19 protein-coding genes are annotated in these 20,219 nt (G+C 33.6%); 2 read left to right on the forward strand and 17 right to left on the reverse strand.

Annotated features, from left to right (window positions below; genetic code table 11):
• Positions 1 to 43: 43 nt before the first annotated feature.
• The 8 genes from MTP08_RS09330 to queG form a co-directional block, all read right to left on the reverse strand.
• The gene (locus MTP08_RS09330; protein ID WP_243575774.1) at positions 44 to 964 is read right to left on the reverse strand and encodes an acyltransferase family protein; all 921 of its coding nucleotides are present in this window, start codon (positions 962 to 964) and stop codon (positions 44 to 46) included.
• A 166-nt stretch (positions 965 to 1,130) separates the two neighbouring features.
• Complete coding sequence (locus tag MTP08_RS09335) at positions 1,131 to 2,213, reverse strand: diphosphomevalonate/mevalonate 3,5-bisphosphate decarboxylase family protein (protein WP_243575775.1); 1,083 nt, start codon at positions 2,211 to 2,213, stop codon at positions 1,131 to 1,133.
• Between the two features lie 104 nt (positions 2,214 to 2,317).
• A complete protein-coding gene (locus MTP08_RS09340) occupies positions 2,318 to 4,087 on the reverse strand; it encodes an AMP-dependent synthetase/ligase (protein WP_243575776.1) in 1,770 nt (589 codons plus the stop codon).
• Positions 4,087 to 5,103: an NAD-dependent epimerase/dehydratase family protein gene (locus tag MTP08_RS09345; protein WP_243575777.1), complete on the reverse strand. Its 1,017-nt coding sequence runs from the start codon at positions 5,101 to 5,103 to the stop codon at positions 4,087 to 4,089. Before MTP08_RS09345 ends, MTP08_RS09340 begins: the two co-directional genes overlap by 1 nt.
• Positions 5,104 to 5,220: 117 nt before the next feature.
• Entirely contained in the window at positions 5,221 to 6,006 is a 786-nt protein-coding gene (locus MTP08_RS09350; RefSeq protein ID WP_243575779.1) for an alpha/beta fold hydrolase, read from the reverse strand.
• Positions 6,007 to 6,102: 96 nt separating this feature from the next.
• Positions 6,103 to 6,822 carry a pyridoxine 5'-phosphate synthase gene (locus tag MTP08_RS09355; protein ID WP_243575780.1) on the reverse strand — a complete coding sequence of 240 codons (720 nt, stop codon included), beginning with the start codon at positions 6,820 to 6,822 and terminating at the stop codon, positions 6,103 to 6,105.
• Between the two features lie 99 nt (positions 6,823 to 6,921).
• Positions 6,922 to 8,187, reverse strand: coding sequence for a mechanosensitive ion channel family protein (locus MTP08_RS09360; protein ID WP_243575782.1), 1,266 nt, complete (start codon positions 8,185 to 8,187; stop codon positions 6,922 to 6,924).
• Between the two features lie 162 nt (positions 8,188 to 8,349).
• Positions 8,350 to 9,288: a tRNA epoxyqueuosine(34) reductase QueG gene (queG, locus tag MTP08_RS09365; protein ID WP_243575783.1), complete on the reverse strand. Its 939-nt coding sequence runs from the start codon at positions 9,286 to 9,288 to the stop codon at positions 8,350 to 8,352.
• A 109-nt stretch (positions 9,289 to 9,397) separates the two neighbouring features.
• Between queG and MTP08_RS09370 the strand changes: the two genes are divergently transcribed.
• Positions 9,398 to 9,676, forward strand: a complete 279-nt coding sequence (locus MTP08_RS09370; RefSeq protein ID WP_209389964.1) for a rhodanese-like domain-containing protein — start codon at positions 9,398 to 9,400, stop codon at positions 9,674 to 9,676.
• 79 nt (positions 9,677 to 9,755) lie between these two features.
• On the opposite strand, the gene MTP08_RS09375 is transcribed toward MTP08_RS09370, so the two are convergent.
• From MTP08_RS09375 to MTP08_RS09400, 6 genes are all read right to left on the reverse strand, one after another.
• Positions 9,756 to 10,700: an NAD(P)H-dependent flavin oxidoreductase gene (locus MTP08_RS09375; RefSeq protein ID WP_243577748.1), complete on the reverse strand. Its 945-nt coding sequence runs from the start codon at positions 10,698 to 10,700 to the stop codon at positions 9,756 to 9,758.
• A 116-nt stretch (positions 10,701 to 10,816) separates the two neighbouring features.
• Entirely contained in the window at positions 10,817 to 12,184 is a 1,368-nt protein-coding gene (locus tag MTP08_RS09380; protein WP_243575784.1) for a peptidylprolyl isomerase, read from the reverse strand.
• 88 nt (positions 12,185 to 12,272) lie between these two features.
• Complete coding sequence (locus tag MTP08_RS09385) at positions 12,273 to 13,196, reverse strand: PfkB family carbohydrate kinase (RefSeq protein WP_243575785.1); 924 nt, start codon at positions 13,194 to 13,196, stop codon at positions 12,273 to 12,275.
• Between the two features lie 81 nt (positions 13,197 to 13,277).
• A complete protein-coding gene (gene gldD, locus MTP08_RS09390) occupies positions 13,278 to 13,835 on the reverse strand; it encodes a gliding motility lipoprotein GldD (RefSeq protein ID WP_243575786.1) in 558 nt (185 codons plus the stop codon).
• 51 nt (positions 13,836 to 13,886) lie between these two features.
• Positions 13,887 to 14,912 (reverse strand): A/G-specific adenine glycosylase, encoded by a 1,026-nt coding sequence (gene mutY, locus MTP08_RS09395; RefSeq protein WP_243575787.1) that lies wholly within the window; start codon positions 14,910 to 14,912, stop codon positions 13,887 to 13,889.
• Positions 14,913 to 15,028: 116 nt separating this feature from the next.
• A complete protein-coding gene (locus tag MTP08_RS09400; RefSeq protein ID WP_243575788.1) occupies positions 15,029 to 17,128 on the reverse strand; it encodes a M13 family metallopeptidase in 2,100 nt (699 codons plus the stop codon).
• A gap of 220 nt (positions 17,129 to 17,348) precedes the next feature.
• On the opposite strand from MTP08_RS09400, the gene MTP08_RS09405 reads away from it, so the two are divergent.
• Positions 17,349 to 17,735, forward strand: a complete 387-nt coding sequence (locus MTP08_RS09405) for an immunity 22 family protein (RefSeq protein ID WP_243575789.1) — start codon at positions 17,349 to 17,351, stop codon at positions 17,733 to 17,735.
• Here the strand turns inward: MTP08_RS09405 and MTP08_RS09410 are convergent.
• The 3 genes from MTP08_RS09410 to MTP08_RS09420 all read right to left on the reverse strand — a co-directional run bounded on the left by MTP08_RS09410 (position 17,732) and on the right by MTP08_RS09420 (position 20,184).
• The gene (locus MTP08_RS09410) at positions 17,732 to 19,090 is read right to left on the reverse strand and encodes a chloride channel protein (protein WP_243575790.1); all 1,359 of its coding nucleotides are present in this window, start codon (positions 19,088 to 19,090) and stop codon (positions 17,732 to 17,734) included. The genes MTP08_RS09405 and MTP08_RS09410 overlap by 4 nt on opposite strands.
• Before the next feature lie 278 nt (positions 19,091 to 19,368).
• Positions 19,369 to 19,674, reverse strand: coding sequence for an NIL domain-containing protein (locus MTP08_RS09415; protein ID WP_209391366.1), 306 nt, complete (start codon positions 19,672 to 19,674; stop codon positions 19,369 to 19,371).
• Between the two features lie 174 nt (positions 19,675 to 19,848).
• A complete protein-coding gene (locus MTP08_RS09420) occupies positions 19,849 to 20,184 on the reverse strand; it encodes a helix-turn-helix domain-containing protein (RefSeq protein ID WP_243575791.1) in 336 nt (111 codons plus the stop codon).
• Positions 20,185 to 20,219 lie beyond the last annotated feature (35 nt).

Below are 20,219 nucleotides of genomic sequence, written 5' to 3' on the forward strand. Positions count from 1 at the left end.
AATACTTTAAAGACAGCTTTTGGCTGTCTTTTTCAATCCCTAACTAACTACAAAAGATATTTAAGTTTTTATTGATAAAAACCAAAACAATACTCACCGGTATTAATACTGATATTAAAATAAGAACTTTAAATGATTTAATTTCTACAAACCAACTCGATTTCATAATAAAAGGGTGAACAAAATAAATAGCTGTAGATAAATTTGCCAATATTTTGGAACTGCTTTTTACATATCTTTTCTGTGCATACAAAAAAAGGATAGGACTGGTAAAAAACAGAGAAAGCAAAATATCTGTATTTTCGTGGCTAATGAATATATAGTTGAGATATGCTTCTAAACCGACCAAAACACACCCTATAAAAACCCAAACTGATGAATATTTAATATTGCTAAGGCTTGCCTTTTCTTTATTGATTAAAAAACCAATGCTTAAAAAAGGCAGACAGACAAATAAGAAATTACGGTACATCAAATAATTATTCAGTAGAGAATCGTTTGCATTTTTCAGAATATGAAGATTCCCCAATACCTGTATACAGTAACCTGTTAAGAATAAAACTGCAATAATCGCCATTAAAACTCCTGAAGACAATTTTCTGAGATAAAAAAGAATAATTCCCGAAAAAAAAGTACCGATTAAGTACCACAAATGATGGTATCCGAAAATAATAGTAAGAAGAAAATCATCTGTATTTTTCCAAAAAGAGTAATAGATAGCCATCCAAACAACATACAGCAATAAAGTTCTGAAAAGCCATTTCTTCAGTTTTTCTTTATTATCTATATGAAAAAAATAATAACCGGTGATTATTAAAAAAACAGGCACTGCCAATCTAAAAATCCCATTTACCAACATATAACTGAGTATAGGATGAGATTCTTTCAGAAAATTCATGTGCAGAAACACAACGAAAAATGCAAGAATAATTTTGAGAATATCAAGAGATAAATTTCTTCCCATTATTGAAGATATTTATTTTAAAAAGGCAAAATACTTCTCCAATCCCATCTCCAGCTTATTGTTCTATTTTTCCCCCAAGTTCTTGTAGCTCCTTTTTCTATAGATATGCTAAAAAACAAAGCTATTAACAAGACAAAAACTGCAATTATAAAAAATTTCTTTTTTCTTACCATATCATTACATCTTTCACTACTCCATTATTTTGAGTATGCTGCAACAATTCAGATTCTATGAATGACTTTATTTGTTTTTCTGAACCGTCATTTGGGAACAAAAGATGCACATTGGCTCCGGCGTCTAAAGTGAAAAATAAAGGAAGATGAGTAGATTTTCTGAAATCCCAAATTTTATTGATGACTTCCAAAGTTCCTGTTTTCATCAGAATAAATGCAGGTTCGCTCATCATCATCATGGCATGGAGAGTTAAGGCCTCGTGCTCTACCAATTGTATAAACTGCTCCATATTTCCGGATTTCAGGATCTCTTTCATGGGAACAAAATTTTCTCGTGCTTCCTGAAATCTTCTTTCAGCGTAAGGATTAGTATTCATCAAACCATGACCAACCGTAGAAGAAACACTTTTTACCCCTTCATGAATGAGCAAAACCCAATCATTAAAATTTTTAAAAACAGAATGAATCTCATCATCAGAATATTTAACGGCAAATAGATCTGAACTTCCGGACACTTCTTCAGATTCTCCCCAAACAACCAAACCACTGTACAGACTTCTGCATGCACTTCCGCTTCCCAATCTTGCTAAAAATGACGCTTTTTTTAGTATAAATGATGATAAATCATTGGCAATTGATGAATCTTGGCTTTCATAAGAAAATTGTTCATCCAAACGCATAAGACATTTTGCAATAGCTCCGAAACCTGAAGCTGAACTTGCAATCCCTGAACTGTGAGGAAAAGTATTTTCTGTTTTGATAATATATTTTCCTTTTAAAATCCAAGGCAAATATTTTTCGATATTTCTAAAATATTTTTCGATTTTTTCGGCAAATTTTAATTCTTCTTTTCCTGCAAGAAAGGTCTGAACTGAAAATGATTCATTTGCTGAAAATTCTATTTGAGTATTGGTTCTACAGTGATTCAAAGTATAGCTGATACTCGGGTTTGCAGGGATTTGGTCTTTATATTTTCCCCAATATTTAATTAAGGCAATATTAGACGGGCAGCTTTCTGAAACCGTTGTATTCTGTATGGTAAAATTTTCTTTTCCTAAAAATTCGTTTGTTGTCATCATTTAAAAATGTAGAAACTGTATTTCATTAAAATACAAAATTAATACTAATGGATTTTTATTTCGCCCTTTCAGGGCTCCTCTTTTATGGTTTTATCCTCAAATCAATACATCTTCTCAATAATATCGGCATATTTTTTCAGAACGATGTTTCTTTTTACTTTTAAGGTTGGAGTGATTTCTCCGCTGCTGATTTCAAATTCTGCGGGCATTAATGTAAATTTTTTCACTTTTTCAAAATCCGAAAGAGGCTGCTGAATTTCTTTAATTTTCTCTTTATAAAAATCGATAATTTCCTTTTTATGAACAATTTCTTCCCAATTGGTAAAACTAATTGAATTCTTTTTTAGATAATCCTTCAAAAATTCAAAATTAGGAACAATTAAGGCAGAAACAAACTGTTTACCTTCTGCAATTAAAACAATTTGCTGGATAAAATTATTATTGGTAAGAAGATTTTCAATCATTTGGGGAGCGATATATTTACCGTTGGAAGTCTTCATCAGATCCTTTAATCGGTCTGTAATGGTAAGGTTTCCTTCGGCATCTATTTTACCGGCATCACCGGTCTTAAACCAACCGTCTTCTGTAAAGACTTTCCTCGTTTCTTCCGGCTGGTTATAGTAGCCTTTCATAATACCGTTTCCTTTTGCCTGAATTTCGTCATTTTCTCCGATGCGCAGCTCTACTCCGGGTAATGCTTTTCCGCAAGTTCCATGTACAAAATTTCTGAAAGGAAAAGCCGTTAAAGTTGCGGTAGTTTCTGTAAGCCCGTATCCCACAGTGATATGGATATCTACAGATTCGAAAAACTGGGTAACTTCCGGTGATAAAGAAGCTCCACCACAAGGAATAAACCAAAGTCTGCCTCCCAGCTTTTCTTTAATTTTGCTGTAAACCAACAAATTCGCAATGGTTTCTTTCGCTTTTAAGCCAAAAGGAATTTTGCTTCCTGTTCTTTTATATTCGGCGGTCTGTTTTCCGTTTTGCAATGCCCAACCGAAAATTTTCTTTTTTAAAGGTGAACCTTCCTCTGCTTTATCTAAAACTCCTGCAAAAACCTTCTGCAAAAACCTTGGAACCGTACACATCATTGTAGGTTTTACCTCTACCAATTCTTTGGCAATATCTTTAGGATCTTCAAGAAAATAAACTCTTGCACCGCCATATAAACAAAGTAAACTCCAGCTTCTTTCGAAAACGTGAGTTAATGGTAAAAAAGCTAGAGAAAGTTCTTCTTCGAAATTTTTAAATTGGTAATACTCAAAATGGGCATTAAAGACATTGATGAAATTTCCGTGCGGAATAACAACTCCTTTAGGATTCCCTGTGGTTCCCGAAGTATAGATAATGGTAGCAGTATCATCTTTTTCTCTGGGCGTAAATTCCAGTTTTGATGATGATTTGGCAATAAAATCTTCCAGATAAAAACTGCTGAACTCTTTTTTAATCCAAACTGCTTTTTTTGATATGATGATAGACTTTAATTCGGTCTCTTCTTTCTGCAAAATTGACAGACAAGCATCGTATTGAATCTGATTTCCTACCAAAACCATTTTAGAACCAGAATCCTTCAGGATAAATTCTGCCTGTTCCTGATTATTGGTAGAGTAAATAGGAACCGTAATAGCTCCAATAGACATTATGGCTAAATCAAAAATTACCCATTCTGCAGAATTATCTGCATAAATGGTGACTCTGTCATTTTCCTCAATCCCCATATTTTTCAGGGAATTGGCAGTTTTATAAATAATTTCGCTTAATTTATTCCAACTCAGTTCTTTCCAGCCTGCATCTTTTTTCTTAAAGCCAACTGCTGATTTTAAAGGATGTTTTTCTACATTTTTTTTGATGATTACCTCTGCAAGATTCATTACTTTGTATTCAGCTTTTTGTCGTTAATATAGTTATTGAGATGAAAGGCGATGCTTTCTTTGATCGGAATAAATTGATAGTTCAATTTTTCCTTTATTTTATGATTCGAAATTACAGTCATGGTCGTAATTGCATCAATATTCGTTTTGGTAATCATCCTTAGCGAAGGAACCAGCCATCCGAATAGAATGTTCAAAATTCTTCCGAAATTCAACAGAGATTTAGACATTATTTTAGCTTCTTTCAATCCTAGTTTACTTCGAACCTGACCAGCTATTTCTGTATATTTTTTTCCTTCAGAAATGAGAATGAAGCGTTCTCCGAAAGCATTTTTTTCCATTAAGAGAAGAGAAATTTCTGCAACATCCCTTACATCAACATAGCTTGTTCCGCCAGAAAATGTGAAACTGTTTTTTTCAAAAGTCGGGAATATATCGCCACTGCTTTTACCCCAATTTCCGCTTCCTACAATCATTCCGGGATTAATGATGATAACATTTAAATTTTCTGCAGAAGCTCTCCACGCTTCCATTTCAGAAAGATGTTTAGAAATTGCATAAGCAGAATGCTCTTCTTTAGGATTGAAGTCTGAATTCTCATCCAGCTCACCGTTTTCGTTTAACGTATCCAAAACAGCAATAGAACTTACATGAAGAAACTTTTCAACCGAAGAATTTTCGCAGACATAGAATAAGTTTTCTGTGCCTTTAATGTTGGTATGATACATCTCTTTTTCATCTTTTGGATGAAAGCTTACTTTAGCTGCACAGTGATAGACTTCTGTAACATCTTTCAGAGCCATTTCGAGAGAAAAAATATCATCAAAATCTACATCAACCCACTCTATTTTATCAAAAAAAATATTGGGATTGTCGGTATAGAAGCGGTAAGATTCCTTAACTTCCTGAATATTGCTAGAAGGTCTTTTGGCAGCTCTTACTTTTCTCCCTTTTTTTAAAAGTTCAAGAACGATAACTCTGCCTAAAATTCCGGTAGCACCCGTTACTAAGACCATAAATTGAAATAAATTTTAATGATTCTGCAAATTTGCGGAAATATAAATTATTAAAGGCTAAAAGATACAATTTTTAGATTGAATTTATTCCTCATTAAAAAGGCACAGTTTCAGACTTTAAATTTTTAAAAATTCTTTTACAGCCGTAGCAAAATCTACAGGATTATCTGCCTGAACCCAATGTGCAGCGTTTTTAATTTTCACAAACTGAGCTTTCGGAAACTGCTGTTTAAGTGAAAATTCGTCCTGCGGCAAAATATAATTGGACTTTTCACCGGCAATAAATAAAGCTTCACCATTAAAAACTCCAAATTTAATTGCATTAGATACAAACTGATTGTATTTTTCTGAAAGTGTCTTCAGATTGAATCTCCAGTTCAGCTTTTTAGAATCTCCATTTTCTTCCCAATACAGATTTTTTGCCAAAAACTGAATGGTAGATTTTTCCGGAATATATTGTGATAATATGTGCTCTACTTCATTTCTGGATTTTACCTCATCGAAATTTACGGTTTCCAATGCTTTAATAATTCCCTGATGGTGTGGCGGATATGCTTTCGGACCGATATCTACTACAATTAATTTATCCACTTTTTCGGGATAGCTAATTGCAAACTGCATTACTGCTTTTCCGCCCAGAGAGTGTCCCAAAACATGGACTTTTTCTATCCTGTAATGATTCATATAATTGGCAATATCGGTAGCCAAATCATCATGAGACATATTTTCTGAGTGGAAACTTCTGCCGTGATTTCTTAAATCTATTAAATGTACCGGAAGAAACTCGCCCAATTCTTTTCCGAAACTTCCCCAGTTATCCAGCATTCCAAACAAACCATGGAAGACTAAAAGTGGCGTAGAAGAAAGATTTTCTCCAAATATTTTTGAATGTAAGATTTCCATATTTTTTTATATAAATTTTCAGACAACAGATTTCAGATGACCATTGGATTATTTTTTAGAAAACGATTACCTAAAATCTAAAATCCGGTATCTCATTTACCATTTAGCCAGTCTTTTGAGATATGACTGTACCGTATTTTCCATTCCCATATATAGGGCTTCGGAAACCAGAGCATGACCAATGGAAACCTCTAAAAGATTGGGGATATTGTCTGCAAAATATTTTAAATTATCTAGACTTAAATCGTGCCCTGCATTAATTCCTAAACCAAATTCTGCTGCTTTTACAGCGGTTTCATAATACGGTTTAATAGCCTCTTCTTTATTAGCCGAATAATTTTTAGCATACGCTTCTGTGTATAGTTCTATTCTGTCTGCTCTTGCTTCTGCGGCGTATTCTACCATTTCAGGGTTAGGATCAAGGAAAATAGAGGTACGGATTCCTGCATTTTTAAATTCTGAGATAATTTTTGTAAGAAAATCAAGATGCTTTTTAGTATCCCAACCTGCATTAGAAGTAATCGCATCATCTGCATCGGGAACCAAAGTTACCTGTTCAGGCTTTACCTCCAGAACCATATCAATGAATTCCCGATGAGGGTTTCCTTCAATATTATATTCTGTGGTTACCAAAGGTTTTAGATCATACACATCTTTTCTGGTAATGTGTCTTTCATCAGGTCTTGGATGAATGGTAATGCCTTGAGCTCCAAATTCCTGAATTTTAACTGCAGCTTCGGTTACACTGGGCGTTTCTCCACCTCTTGCGTTTCTTAACGTAGCAATTTTATTAATGTTTACACTTAGTTTTGTCATGATTGTGTTGGATGATGAATACAATTCAAACTTTGAAAAATTCATCCTAAATTATATTTAACTGTATTATTTTTTTAAAATTTATTTATCAAATTATGTTTATTTCGGCAAACCTATCTGCATAATCTGCAAATCAAATTCTTTGGAAGCCACCAGTAAATGATCGAAAATATCTGCCTGAATCTGTTCGAAACGCTTCCATTCTGAATCGTTGGCAAAACAGTAAATTTCCATTGGAAGTCCTTGCGTGGTAATTTCTAACTGGCGTACCATTATGGTGTTGTCTTTCACTATATCCGGATTGTTTTCTAAATATTTCTGAGCGTAATATCTAAAAACTCCAATATTGGTAAGCTGTCTTCCGTTGATGATTTTATTACTGTTCCTCAAATCCATTTTTTCTTTATGAATTTCATCTTCTTTTTTAGCTAAATAATCAGAAATGAGATTAATGTCCTTCAAACGCTCTATTTCTTCATCGGTTAAAAATTTGAACGAATTAATATTAAAGAAAATTGATTTTTTTATTCTCCGTGTGTTGGATTCTGACATTACCTGAAGATTTTTAATCTCCGTTGTCAATAAATCATAGGTAGGAACCGAAGAAATTGTTTTATCAAAATTTAAAATCTTTGTAGTTAAAAGACTTATATCCAATATATTACCTTCAATATTGTATTTAGGAATCCCGATCCAGTCGCCAACTTTCAGGCTTTTAGAGGTTGCAACATGAATCCCGGTAACGAATCCCAAAATGGTATCCCTGAAAACCAATACCAAAACCGCCGTAATCGCTCCCAAACTCCCTACAATGGTAGTTCCTTTAATTCCGAAAATCACACAGATTCCAACAATGGTAAATATGAAGATTCCTAGAATTTTTATGGTTTCGGAAACAGCATTTATCGCCATCACTTTGTAATAATCCTGCTTTATGGTAAAGTAATATCTGAAACCTTTTAACGCTCTGTAAAGCATACCTGCAAGAATGAATACCATCCCGAGATTAACACTTCTCACGATAAATATCGTAGTATCTTTCAAAGCTCCTGTAAAAATTGACTGATGAATGCCTCCCACTATTGCCAAAGCGGTAAAATGCGCCAGAGAATTGGTGATTTTAGATTCGTAAACCGATTTAATTACCGGAAATCTGTTTTCATCTCTGAAAAATCTAAATACCTGATTGATGATGACTTTAAATATAAAATCGAACAGCAAGAAAATTATCAGCAGCAATGTAAGCTTTACAATAATGTGAAATATAAATGCGGTACCTTCCGGTGCTATATTTGAAATATACACATACAACTGCTCACTCTGCTCCTGAAAAAAACTCTTGGTATCTTTTATTTCGTCTTTCATCCTAAAAAATCGTTTATCATCGAGATTAAACACCCATAATCGTACCTTTTCACCTAATAAAACATACAAAAATAATGCGTGAATATTTTACTTACGCAAAATTAGCAATTTCCTGCTGTTTGCCATTTATAACTCAGAAAAATTAAGGTATACTAACCGATCTTATTCTTCAGATCTGCCTAAAAATTCTATATTTCTTTTCAAGCCAGCAAATTTTGTACGCTTTACCGGTGATTTTCTGAATATTTCTGAAAAAAGTTCTTGTGTGAGCTCTTTCCAATCATTTTTTTTAAAATTTAACAACGAATTGTTAGGCTTGAATTTTTGCTGCAAATTCGGACTCGAAAACCGATTCCAAGGACAAACATCCTGACAAATATCGCAGCCAAACATCCAATCTTCCATCTTATCCTGAAAATAATCCGGAATTTCGTTTTTCAGTTCTATTGTTGCATAGGAAATACATTTACTTCCATCCACAATTTTGTCCGAAACAATAGCATTCGTAGGACAGGCATCTATACATTTTCTGCATGTTCCGCAATGGTCTTTGGTTTCATGGTCTGCCACCAGCTCAAGATCGCAAATAATTTCAGCCAAAAAATAAAATGAACCGCTTTGTTTGGTAATGAGATTTGCATTTTTACCAACCCAGCCAATTCCTGATTTTTTTGCCCAGCTTCTTTCCATAACCGGAGCAGAATCTACAAAAACCCTGAAAGAAAATTCGCCAATTTCTTCCTGAAGTTCAGCAACCAAATCTCTCAGAATATCTTTTATAACTTCGTGATAATCTTCAGCATACGCATATTTAGAAATTTTAAAATTTTCTAACGATGAAATTTTTTCTTCGGGAAAATAATTATAAGAGAGTGAAATAACCGATTTTGAACCTTCTACCAACAATCTCGGATCCAATCTTTTATCGAAATGATTTTCCATATATTTCATTTCTCCGTGGTAATTGTTTTTCAGCCAGATCTCCAGGTTTTTTGCATCATCTTCAAGAAATTCAGCTTTAGAAATTCCACAATTCTGAAATCCAAAACGGTGTGCTTTGGCTTTTATGAGTTGTGAATAAATTTCTGGGGTTGAATTCATAGATTTCGTATTGCAAAACTAAGATTATTTTATAAATTTGTTTGTTTTGATTTTCATTATTAGACGAATGGAAATTCAAATTATTAATTTTAACCAAAAAATAAAAATTATGTCATTAGCAGATGTACTACAAACGGGAAAATATACATTAATCGACGTTCGTGAACCTATGGAACTTGAAATGGACGGAAATATAGAAGGTGCACAAAATATTCCTTTAGGAGAAGTGGAAGATAGAAAAGACGAAATCTTGTCTATTGAAGGACCGGTAGTTTTGTTCTGCAGAAGCGGAAACAGAAGCGGAAAAGCTTTGGAATATCTTAACTCTCAAGGTCTAAAAGACGGTTATAACGGCGGAGGCTGGGCAGAATTAAAATCTCAACTATAATCTAAAAGGAACTTTTGAGTTCCTTTTTTTATTGAATGAAGCAAAAAATAAAGCCTAATTTTTAACAAAAAATCCTGTTTTATAAAACAGGATTTTTTGTATCATTAAATTCTTTTATCAAATTTTCGAAAACTTTTTCTACCGGAAGAATTTCATCAATTAAAGCAGAAACCTGACCAATTTCCAGTTCGCCTTCAATCATATCGCCTTCAAACATTCCTCTTTTAGCCCTTGCTCTTCCCAAAGATGCAATCAAAGCTTCGGCATTTCTTCCTTCATCATATATTTTTTCCAGTTCATTATAGAAATTATTTTTTACCATTCTTACAGGAGCGAGTTCCTTCAATGTAAGTTGGGTATCGCCTTCTTTAAGCTCTGTAATTTTATCTTTCCAGTTGTTATGCGAACTTGCCTCTTGTGTTGCAGCAAAACGGCTTCCAATCTGCACTCCGTCTGCTCCGAGAATCATAGCAGCTTTCATTTGAGAGCCTAATCCTATCCCGCCTGCTGCAATTAGCGGCTTTGAAATATTTCTTTTTACATTCGGAATAAGGCAAAGTGTTGTTGTTTCGTCTCTTCCATTATGTCCGCCAGCTTCAAAACCTTCAGCGACAATTGCATCAACGCCTGCATCTTCACATTTCACCGCAAATTTTGTAGATGAAACCACATGGGCAACTTTAATCTCTTCTTTCTGTAAAGTTTCCGTAAAGGTTTTGGGATTTCCGGCAGAAGTAAAGACTATTTTCACTTCCTCTTCCAAAATAATATTGATAATTTCTTCTAAATTAGGGTAAAGCAATGCTACATTAACCCCGAAAGGTTTGCTCGTAGCTTTTTTACATTTCTGAATATTTTCGCGCAAAATATCGGGATACATACTTGCAGAACCAATTAAGCCCAAACCTCCGCAATTGGAAACTGCAGATGCCAAACGCCATCCCGAATGCCAAATCATTCCGCCCTGAATAATAGGATATTTTATATTGAAAAGTTCTGTAATTCTATTACTATTTTCCTGCATATCATGAAGCTTTTTAGCCGTTCCGAAATCTATAAAGTTACTCATAGCGTAAAAATACCAAATTTTATTGACGTCTGAAAACAAAAAACCTTCAGAAGATCTGAAGGTTTCGGTATTTATTTTTTTACTGTTTCTTTTTTCCAGTTGGCACTGAAATTACAGTTATCGTATCTGCTGTCTATTTTAATAAAGGTTGTAGGCAATTTAGTATTCACATACTTCTCTACCATTTCGTTTTTTCTTTTATTAAGAGCCATTTGTTTTATCCTGTCGTAATCGGTTTCCAGTTGTATATGATGGGCAGGAATTACATCTTCAATTTTTATGATTTTAACTACTTTTCTGTCGCGGTCTATCACATCATCAAATGCTGTGGTAATATCTCCTTTATTTAAACCTGCAAGTTCATAAGTAACGGTTCCCGCTAGGCTTTCTCTTTCAATTTTGTTGGAACCATCAGCTCCAGAGAGAACGCCGGCGTTGAATTTCGTTCTTTTATCATCCGAATATTTGAAAGCTGCATCTTTAAACGTAATTTTCTGATTTAAAATTAACCCTCTAATGCTGTCTAATTTTTTTCTCGCAGATGCCATTTCTGAGTCTGTCGGAATTGCCTTTAGAAGAATGTGTCTTGCATCGTAATTTTTACCGGACTTCTTCACCAACTGTATAATATGGTAACCAAATTCAGATTCTATAGGATCTGAAATTTCGCCCTCCTGCAAATTGAGAGCAGCAGCCTCAAAAGGCTTCACCATCTGTCCTTTGCTGATGTTTTTATATAAACCACCATTTGCAGCAGAACCCTCATCTTCAGAATAAATTCTTGCCTGACTTTCAAAAGTTTCTCCGCCTTGGATCTCTGCTTTTATTTTTTTAAGCTTGTCGATTAATTCGTTTTTATGAGCTTCTGTAAGTTCAGGATACATCATAATCTGCGATAAAGAAACTTCATCTTTTACTTCCGGAAGCTGAGACTTGTATAAATTATAAAAATCGGTAACCTCGTTTGGAGTAACATCTGCTTTATCGGTAATTCTTTTATATTTTTCTTGTCCGTAATACTGATCTGTATCAATTTTTTCTATTGCATTTTTCAGTTCATACGAAGTTCTGAATTTATATGCTGCAAGCATCGTTTTTTCGTCCGGAAACTGAGAAAGAAACTGCTTATATTTTGCGTTTACTTGTTCTTTAATTGCTGCAGAACGGTTTTCAATAAGGGTATCTTTTTTAGCGGCATACACCAAAAACTTATTGTTGATGAGACGTTCCAAAAATTCACATCTGTTGGTTGTGGCAATCCCCTGCTGTTTTCCGTAGTTAATTTGCTCATCAACATCAGATTCTAATACGATTTCATCGCCAATTACGGCTGCGATACCATCTACCAACTGTCCTTTTTTAAGCTGGGCATTTATGTTTAGCGAACAAAACATCATCAACACTCCAAGAAGAAAAGTGATTTTTAGTTTATTTGTCATTTCAAATTTTTAAACAAGTTGCAAAATTATAATTCTTAGCGAATTGCACTCAATTTTTTATTATAAATATTTCTTAAAAAAAGGAATATTACTGAAGTTCTACATTAAAAGTTGTTAATTCCTTAAACTGTGCAAGTCTGTTGGTAATATCTGCTTCGGTTACCTGCTGCAATCTTTCTGTACCGAATTTTTCTACAGTAAATGATGCCATTGCAGAACCTACAATAAGAGCAGACTTCATCGTATCGAAATCGAATTTTCCTTTTTTAGCAAGATAAGCTGCAAAACCACCCGCAAAAGTATCTCCTGCACCTGTAGGATCGAAAACATCTTCTAAAGGAAGTGCCGGAATCGCAAAAATCTTATTATCATGAAATAAAAGTGCTCCGTGCTCACCTTTTTTAATGATGACAAATTTAGGCCCCATTTCATGAATATTCTTAGCTGCTTTAACCAAAGAATATTCTCCGGAAAGCTGTCTTGCTTCTTCATCGTTGATGCTGATTACATCTGTTTTTGCAATCATCTGCTCCAAGATATCCATCGCAGAATCCATCCAGAAATTCATGGTATCAAGAATTACAAGTTTAGGACGGGCGTTCATTTTCTCAAGAACAGAAAGCTGTACTCCGGGATGAAGATTTCCCAACAACAAAATCTCTGCATCCTGCATAGAATTTGGGATTTTTGGATCAAAATTTTCCAAAACATTCACTTCTGTTGCCAAAGTATCTCTGGTATTGAGATCATTATGATATTTTCCTGCCCAAAAAAAGGTTTTACCATCTTTTACGATTTCAATACCTTCAATATTTACGTTTCTTTTGTTGAACATATCCAGGTGCTCTTGTGGAAAATCGCCTCCCACTACAGAAACAATCCCAGAATTTACTCCTAAAATAGAAGATGTAATACCTATATAAGTTGCTGCTCCTCCTAAAATTTTATCTGTCTTACCAAACGGCGTCTCAATTGCATCAAATGCCACGCTTCCTACGACTAATAGTTTCATATGTATTTTATATATTATTTAAAGGTAATCATCCACCGCATTTTTATTTCTCGTCATGCGATTTCTTAATCTTAATTCATTTTATTTTTTCCATTCGAATGTATCCAGAAGATGAATAACATCTCTTTTGATGTAATCTATTGCCGGAGCAAGAGAGTCTGGTTTTGGTCTGGAGTTGAAATATAAATATCCTGTTACAAAATGTTTTGTGCTGTCTGTAGCATAAAACTGTAAATTGGATGCAGCCTGACCTTTCAGTTCATAAAAATTGCCGTACACTTTTCTATCCGGATATTCGAAAGACTTGGTATCTATTGAACTTGCCTTAATGGTATGTTTATAAACCATTTTTTCTGTTTCCTGAATTTGTTGGGCAAAGTCATTATTTATAGGATAATAGGTAAGAAAAATCTTTGCTTTCATTTTGGGATAATTCAGATAATACCAACAAGGTTTTTTAGCATCATAAATCTTAGCAAAATCTGAAATTTCGAAAGAATAATTGCAGTTGGGATCGAACTTTTTATATTTCGGAGCCGGATATTCTAGTCTAAGCTCACCATAAGGCTTTGGCGATGCTTCCTTACCGCAGGAAATAATAAGCATTGAAACAAAAAGAAAAATGATTTTTTTTATCATTTGGCAAAAATACAAATTAGATTTGATTTCGTCTAACTTACACTTCAAATTTCAGTCTTTCAGCAGATTTTGAATATAGTTTTCTAAAGGTTTAGGAAATGATCTGTTTACGGAAGATTCTAAATCTGTCACTAAATAATCATGTTCCGAAACAAAATGATCCCAAATTTCGTTGGATGTTACCTCAACATCATAGATATCTATACTTAAATTTTTATGGGTAAGCTTATGCTGAAAAGTTTTACATCCTTTGCTGAACTGCTGTAAAACTTCTGGAATGGCAGTTGGAAATTCAAATAATTTTTTCCAGATAAAATCATCTTTTCTTTGCTGAATTAAAAACTGTTCTTCCCGATGCACAAAAAAGTATTGCAAATTCAGATTTTCGCTTTTTATTTTTTTTGTTTTTACCGGAAATTGGGAAGTTTTCTGTAAAGAAAATGCGATACAATCCTCATTAAGCGGACAATCTCCGCACAACGGATTTCTTGGCTTACAGATTTCCGAACCCAAATCCATCATTGCCTGATTAAAATCTCCAACATTATTTGGCATGATCCTATAAGATAATTCCGAAAAATATGCAAATGCCCGAGAGGACGAAACATCAAAATCGTCTGCAAAAATACGACTCAAAACTCTGTAAAAATTACCATCAACAGCTGGCATTTTTCCTTTAAAACAAATACTAGAAACTGCAGCAGCAGTATATTTTCCAATACCTTTAAGTTTCAGAATTTCTTCGTACTGAGATGGAAAAATGCCATTGTAATCTGATATAATCTGTTTTGCCGCTTTATGAATATTAATTGCTCTGGAATAATATCCCAAACCTTTCCAATACAGTAAAACCTCATCTTCTGAAGCTTCTGCCAATGTTTTTACATCTGGAAATCTTTCTACAAATCTATTGTAATGATTAAGCCCCTGTAAAATTCTTGTTTGCTGAAAAACAATCTCACAAATCCAAATCTTGTACGGATCTTTGGTCTTTCTAAAAGGAAGATCTCGCGCATTTTGATAATACCAGTTGAGCAGTTTTGTACCTATATGGAGCAAATCGTGGTTATTTTTCAAGTGTTATGAGAATAAAATTGTAGGGTGCAAAGATAGATATTGTTATTTCTTTTTAAGAATAGAAAAAAAATAAAAAAGCTGTCCTTTTTACAAGACAGCTTCATTTTTTATTAAAATTACCAGATTTTTATTCTTTCTTCCGGAGCTTTATACAATTTGTCTCCTGGTTTAATATCAAAAGCTTTCATAAAAGAATCCTGATTCACTAACGGTCCAAACGCTCTGAAATATCCCGGAGAGTGCGGATCTGTTTTTACCTGATTCATCATATACTGTTCTGTAGATTTGGTTCTCCAAACTGTTGCCCAACTCATAAAAAATCTTTGATCCTGGTTGTAACCACTTATTAATCCCGGATTTCCGTGATCTTTAAGATACATCTGAAGCGCATCGTAAGCAACCGCTACTCCACCCAAATCTCCAATATTTTCGCCACTTGTAAATTTACCATTTACAAAACTCCCTTTTACAGGTTCGTAAGCGTTATATTGTGCCGCCAACTGACTTACTTTTGCATCAAAGTTTTTTCTGTCTTGCTCTGTCCACCAATTATTCAAGTTTCCATCACCATCGAATCTGGAGCCACTATCATCAAAACCATGAGAAATTTCGTGCCCGATTACAGCTCCAATTCCACCAAAATTTACCGCTGCATCAGCTTTAGGATTATAAAACGGAGGCTGGAGAATAGCCGCTGGGAAAACAATTTCATTATTAGAACCACTGTAATAAGCATTAACAGTTTGAGGAGACATTCCCCACTCTGTTTTATCTACCGGTTTACCTACTTTTTCCAAACTTTTCTGGTATTGCCAAGCTGAAACATTTTGCAGATTAGAATACAAAGTTGCACCTTGCGAAGGAGATTCTACTTTCAGTTTAGAATAATCTTTCCACTGATCAGGATAGGCAATTTTCACCGAAAATTTAGACAGTTTTTCTTGTGCTTTCACTTTAGTTTCCGGCGACATCCAATCCATGTTATTGATGTGATTTTTGAATGATTTCAAAATATAATCAATATACATTTCCATCTGTTTTTTAGATTCCGGGCTGAAATATTCATCAACATAAAGTTTCCCGAATGCTTCTCCCAAAACGCCGTTCACAAGAGCTAAACCTCTTTTATCCATAGAGCGTTGCTCTTTTTGTCCCTGAAGATATTTTGAATAAAAATCGAATCGTATAGTATCCAGATTATCACCAAGATTACTTGCATTTCCGTTAATAATATGGTATTTTAGGTAATCTTTCAGTAAAGGAAGATTTTTCTGATTGATAAACTGATCCATATTCTGATAATACTTTAACTCTCCAATAATTACCCTATCGGTTTTCACTCCTGCATCAGAAAGATATTTTGCCAGATTTACATTTTTAACCAACCCTGAAAGTTCAGAAAGATTTTTAGGATTGTATCTTAAATTGGCATCTCTGTTTTGCTCTAAAGTTAAGAGATAATTGGCAAGCTGCTTTTCAAAATCTACTACATTTTTTGCAGCCTGATTAGCATTTTTATATCCTAAAACTCCAAATAATTTTGACACATAATTCTGATATTCTGCCAAAGTTTTAGTATTGGCATCATTTACTTTTTGGTAATAATCTCTTCCCAATCCCAAATCCGGACCTCCAAGGTAAACAGCATTCATTTTAGAATTTTTCAGGTCTGCACCCACTCTCCATCCATAAAAAGAATTATCGCCCAGTTTTGTAGCTTCCAAAAGATATTTCTGAAGATCATTTACATTTTTAATTGCATCAATTTTGGCTAAATCAGATTTAATAGGGGTAATTCCCTCAGCATTTCTCTTGCTTATATCCATAAAAGAAGCATACAGATTCTGAATTTTCTGACCTTCTGAACCATCGGCATATTTTTCTGATAAAATTTTATTCAGAATCGATAAAGAAGCATCATCTACATTTTCTCTTAATGCATTAAAAGATCCCCAACTGGCTTTATCTGACGGAATTTGCGTGGTTTTAATCCAATTACCGTTTACATAATTAAAAAAATCGTCTTGCGGACGAACACTTTTATCCATATAAGAAAGATTCAGACCTTCTTCCGGCATCTCTTTTTTCGGGGTTTCTGTCACAGCTTCAGGCTGTGGTTCTTTAGATTGATTAGTGGCTGTATTTTTGGATGCGCCACAAGAATTTAAAAATACAATTCCTGAAAGTGCAAGAACTGCAATATTTACATTTTTCATATTTTTTATTTTAAATTTAAATGTGATTTCATCATGTTTATTTATTTTCCGTTTCTGAAACATGATGGAAATTCATATAAATTTTTATTTTAAAGGATTTAATTTTAATATTAACTAAGCTAAGTTTACCATTATGATTAGATCAAATATAAGAAATTATGTTAAATAATGATTTCGTATTTCTCCCAACAAATATTACCTTTGATGCTTAAATAACATTATGAATAAGCAGATTTTAGACTTTTGGGTAGGAAATTTCCAGACTGAAGAAGATTTTTACAACTTCGTAGAAGAAGACGAAAATTATTACACTAACGAAGAATCTGATGACAGCTATATTTCTAAATTTGCTGAATCTCAGGATACTGTATGGTTCGACCAAGATTTACTGGAATATGGTTTTGAAGAAGGCATACAACATTTTGCCGAATATTCTTTTGCCGAACAGTGGTTACCTGTTTTAGTAAATAGAATGAACGAAATGAACCTTAAATTTGAGGTTAATTCTTTAATTTTTGTAAGCCACGGACAAATTCCGCAGCCAAAATCTGTAGAAAATGACGATTTCTCTTTATCTTATTTAGGCGGAATAGAATTCGAGTTTTAAGATTTATCTTCGCTTCTCAGTTCTGCAAGAAAAGTATGTTTCAGAACATCATAAAGAGAATGTCTGCTTACTAATATTGATGCTATGGAAGAAATCATTCCGGCAAGCATCAGATGAAAAATGAGAGAATGCCTGTCTGTCATTTCCAAAACAATTATAGCTGATGTAAACGGAGCTCTGGTAATTCCTGTAAGAAAAGCAACCATTCCGGCAAGTACCACCACATTGGTTTCATTAGGAGATAAATGTATAACTCCCGAAATAACAGATCCTATACTTGCACCAGCCGTTAAAGCCGGAGCAAAAATCCCTCCCGCTCCACCAGAAGTAAAGGAAAGTGCCGATCCCAACATTCTTAATAATGGAACATACCAAGCTTCATGTTTGTTTTCTGTAAAGAGAATACGCTCCATAATTTCTTTACCGGATCCAAGAATTTCCTGACTGATAAAAAAAGAGATACACGCAATAATTAATGCACAAACCACCAAAAAAATCACATTTGCTTTATTGGTTTTGAGTTTATTTTTCTTCCAACGGTTAATTTTCAGCATACTTACGGAAAGTTGGCTTGCCAAAATCCCCGAAATTCCCGCAACTAAAATAATAGGAAACATCACCATTAGAGAAACATCGCCAGTTTTAGGATATCCTAAATAAAGGTAAGAACCTGCCAAAGTTTGTGCAGTTAAACCTGCAATAATTACAGCCGTAAAAAGCGCTGTTTTAAAATAATTGATATGTGTTTTCGAAAGTTCTTCCACCGCAAAAACAATTCCGCCTAAAGGAGTGTTGAATGCCGCAGCCAATCCCGCCGCAGCTCCGGTCATAATCATATTTTTCTTGGAAATCTTGGGCCACCATTCGGGAAGATATTCATTCACCTTTCTGAATATAGATCCTGCAATCTGTATAGTAGGACCTTCTCTTCCGACTGCTCCACCTCCAATGACCAAAACTACCGAAGAAATAATTTTGAAAATAATAATTTTCAGACTCAGAAGGTTAGGAATTTTACGGTGTTCTTTGGGATTTGCCAATTCCACAGCCGCCATCACCTGCGGAATACCGCTCCCTTTAGCATTCGGAGCAAATTCTTTTACCAACCACCAAGACAGAACAAAACCTATAGGTGCAATAATAAAAATCATCCAATCATTCCAATTCAATATAAAATGTAAGAGATTTTCTCCCCAAGCAAATATCTTCGCATACATTACTGCAAAAAAACCTGTAATTATCGAACCTATCCAAAAAGGAATTGCCTGAAGAAGATTATTTTTCAGCTGTTCGTTTCGGATATTGTCAAAAGATTTTTTGAGAATTTTACGGATGTAGATGAGTATTCCACGCATAGTTCAAATTTAAATCAAATTTTACGAAATCTGAAAAAAAACATTCAAAAATGATGTTAAAATTTAGACATCCATAATTCAAAATAATTAACAAGTATTTCGCACTAAAAATTAGTTATAAAACATTGCTCAATTAATCCCTAATACTAAATTAAAAATTAATTTTTTAGAACATAGAATCAGTTATTAAATTAATTTTTTTTAAAATCATTTTAAGAAAAAAAGCGTCCAAAAAAATATTTGGAACGCTTATCAAATCAAACTATATGGACTTACATTTATAAATATCTTCTGCAATTATACTCTACAGTAGTGTTGAGAAGTTTATTTTCATTGAGAAAGAACTCAACTTTTTGAAATTCTTCACTGTTTGCATTAATACGTAATTGAAATGATCCAAAATTATTACCATCCACAAATTCTACATCGGCATTCAGCAGACTATAGCAAATACCCATGTTTTGATCTATGCAATATAGAATTTGGTCGAATTTCAACTTCCCGTTAAGTTCTATTTCCAAAATAAGGTCTTTTCTGGTATCACTTGCAGCAATGTCTTTCTGTAGAAGATTAGGAATAATCATGATGGAGATTTTAGTTACACTTCAATTACGTTTTAATCATTAATTCTTAGCAAAAATATAAAAAATATTTAGTCTACCAAATTAGTAGGGTATTATTTGTAAAAAAAAAACAGCAATATAAATACTGCTGTAAATAGGAGATTGAATTTAATCTGCTATTATTGATGAAATAAGCTAAACAAATTTTAAGTAAATCTTTTTCCATTTTGCGACAGTATTTCTACTAAGATTGAAATGTATCGCCAGTTGAGTATTATTTAATCTATTTTTAACCTGATATTCTAAAATTTGCAATATTGTTTCTTTATTATAAGATCTATACTTTTGGTTTTCCTGTTTTATTTCTTTACTTAAATTATTAAACAATTTTTTATTGAGATTAATAATGTCTAAAAATGTAAGTGCTTCCTTATTCAAAATATTTTGACAAAGTTCTTTTTTGGAAGGAAACTTTTCGTTAATAATATCAGTATAAATTTTTTTATAATTAGGAGTACTTAAATTATTCATGATTTTGCGATTTATATAATGTATTTTGGATTGCT

The sequence above is a fragment of the Chryseobacterium oryzae genome, assembly GCF_022811665.1.
In the GTDB taxonomy this organism is placed as follows: Bacteria; Bacteroidota; Bacteroidia; order Flavobacteriales; family Weeksellaceae; genus Chryseobacterium; species Chryseobacterium oryzae.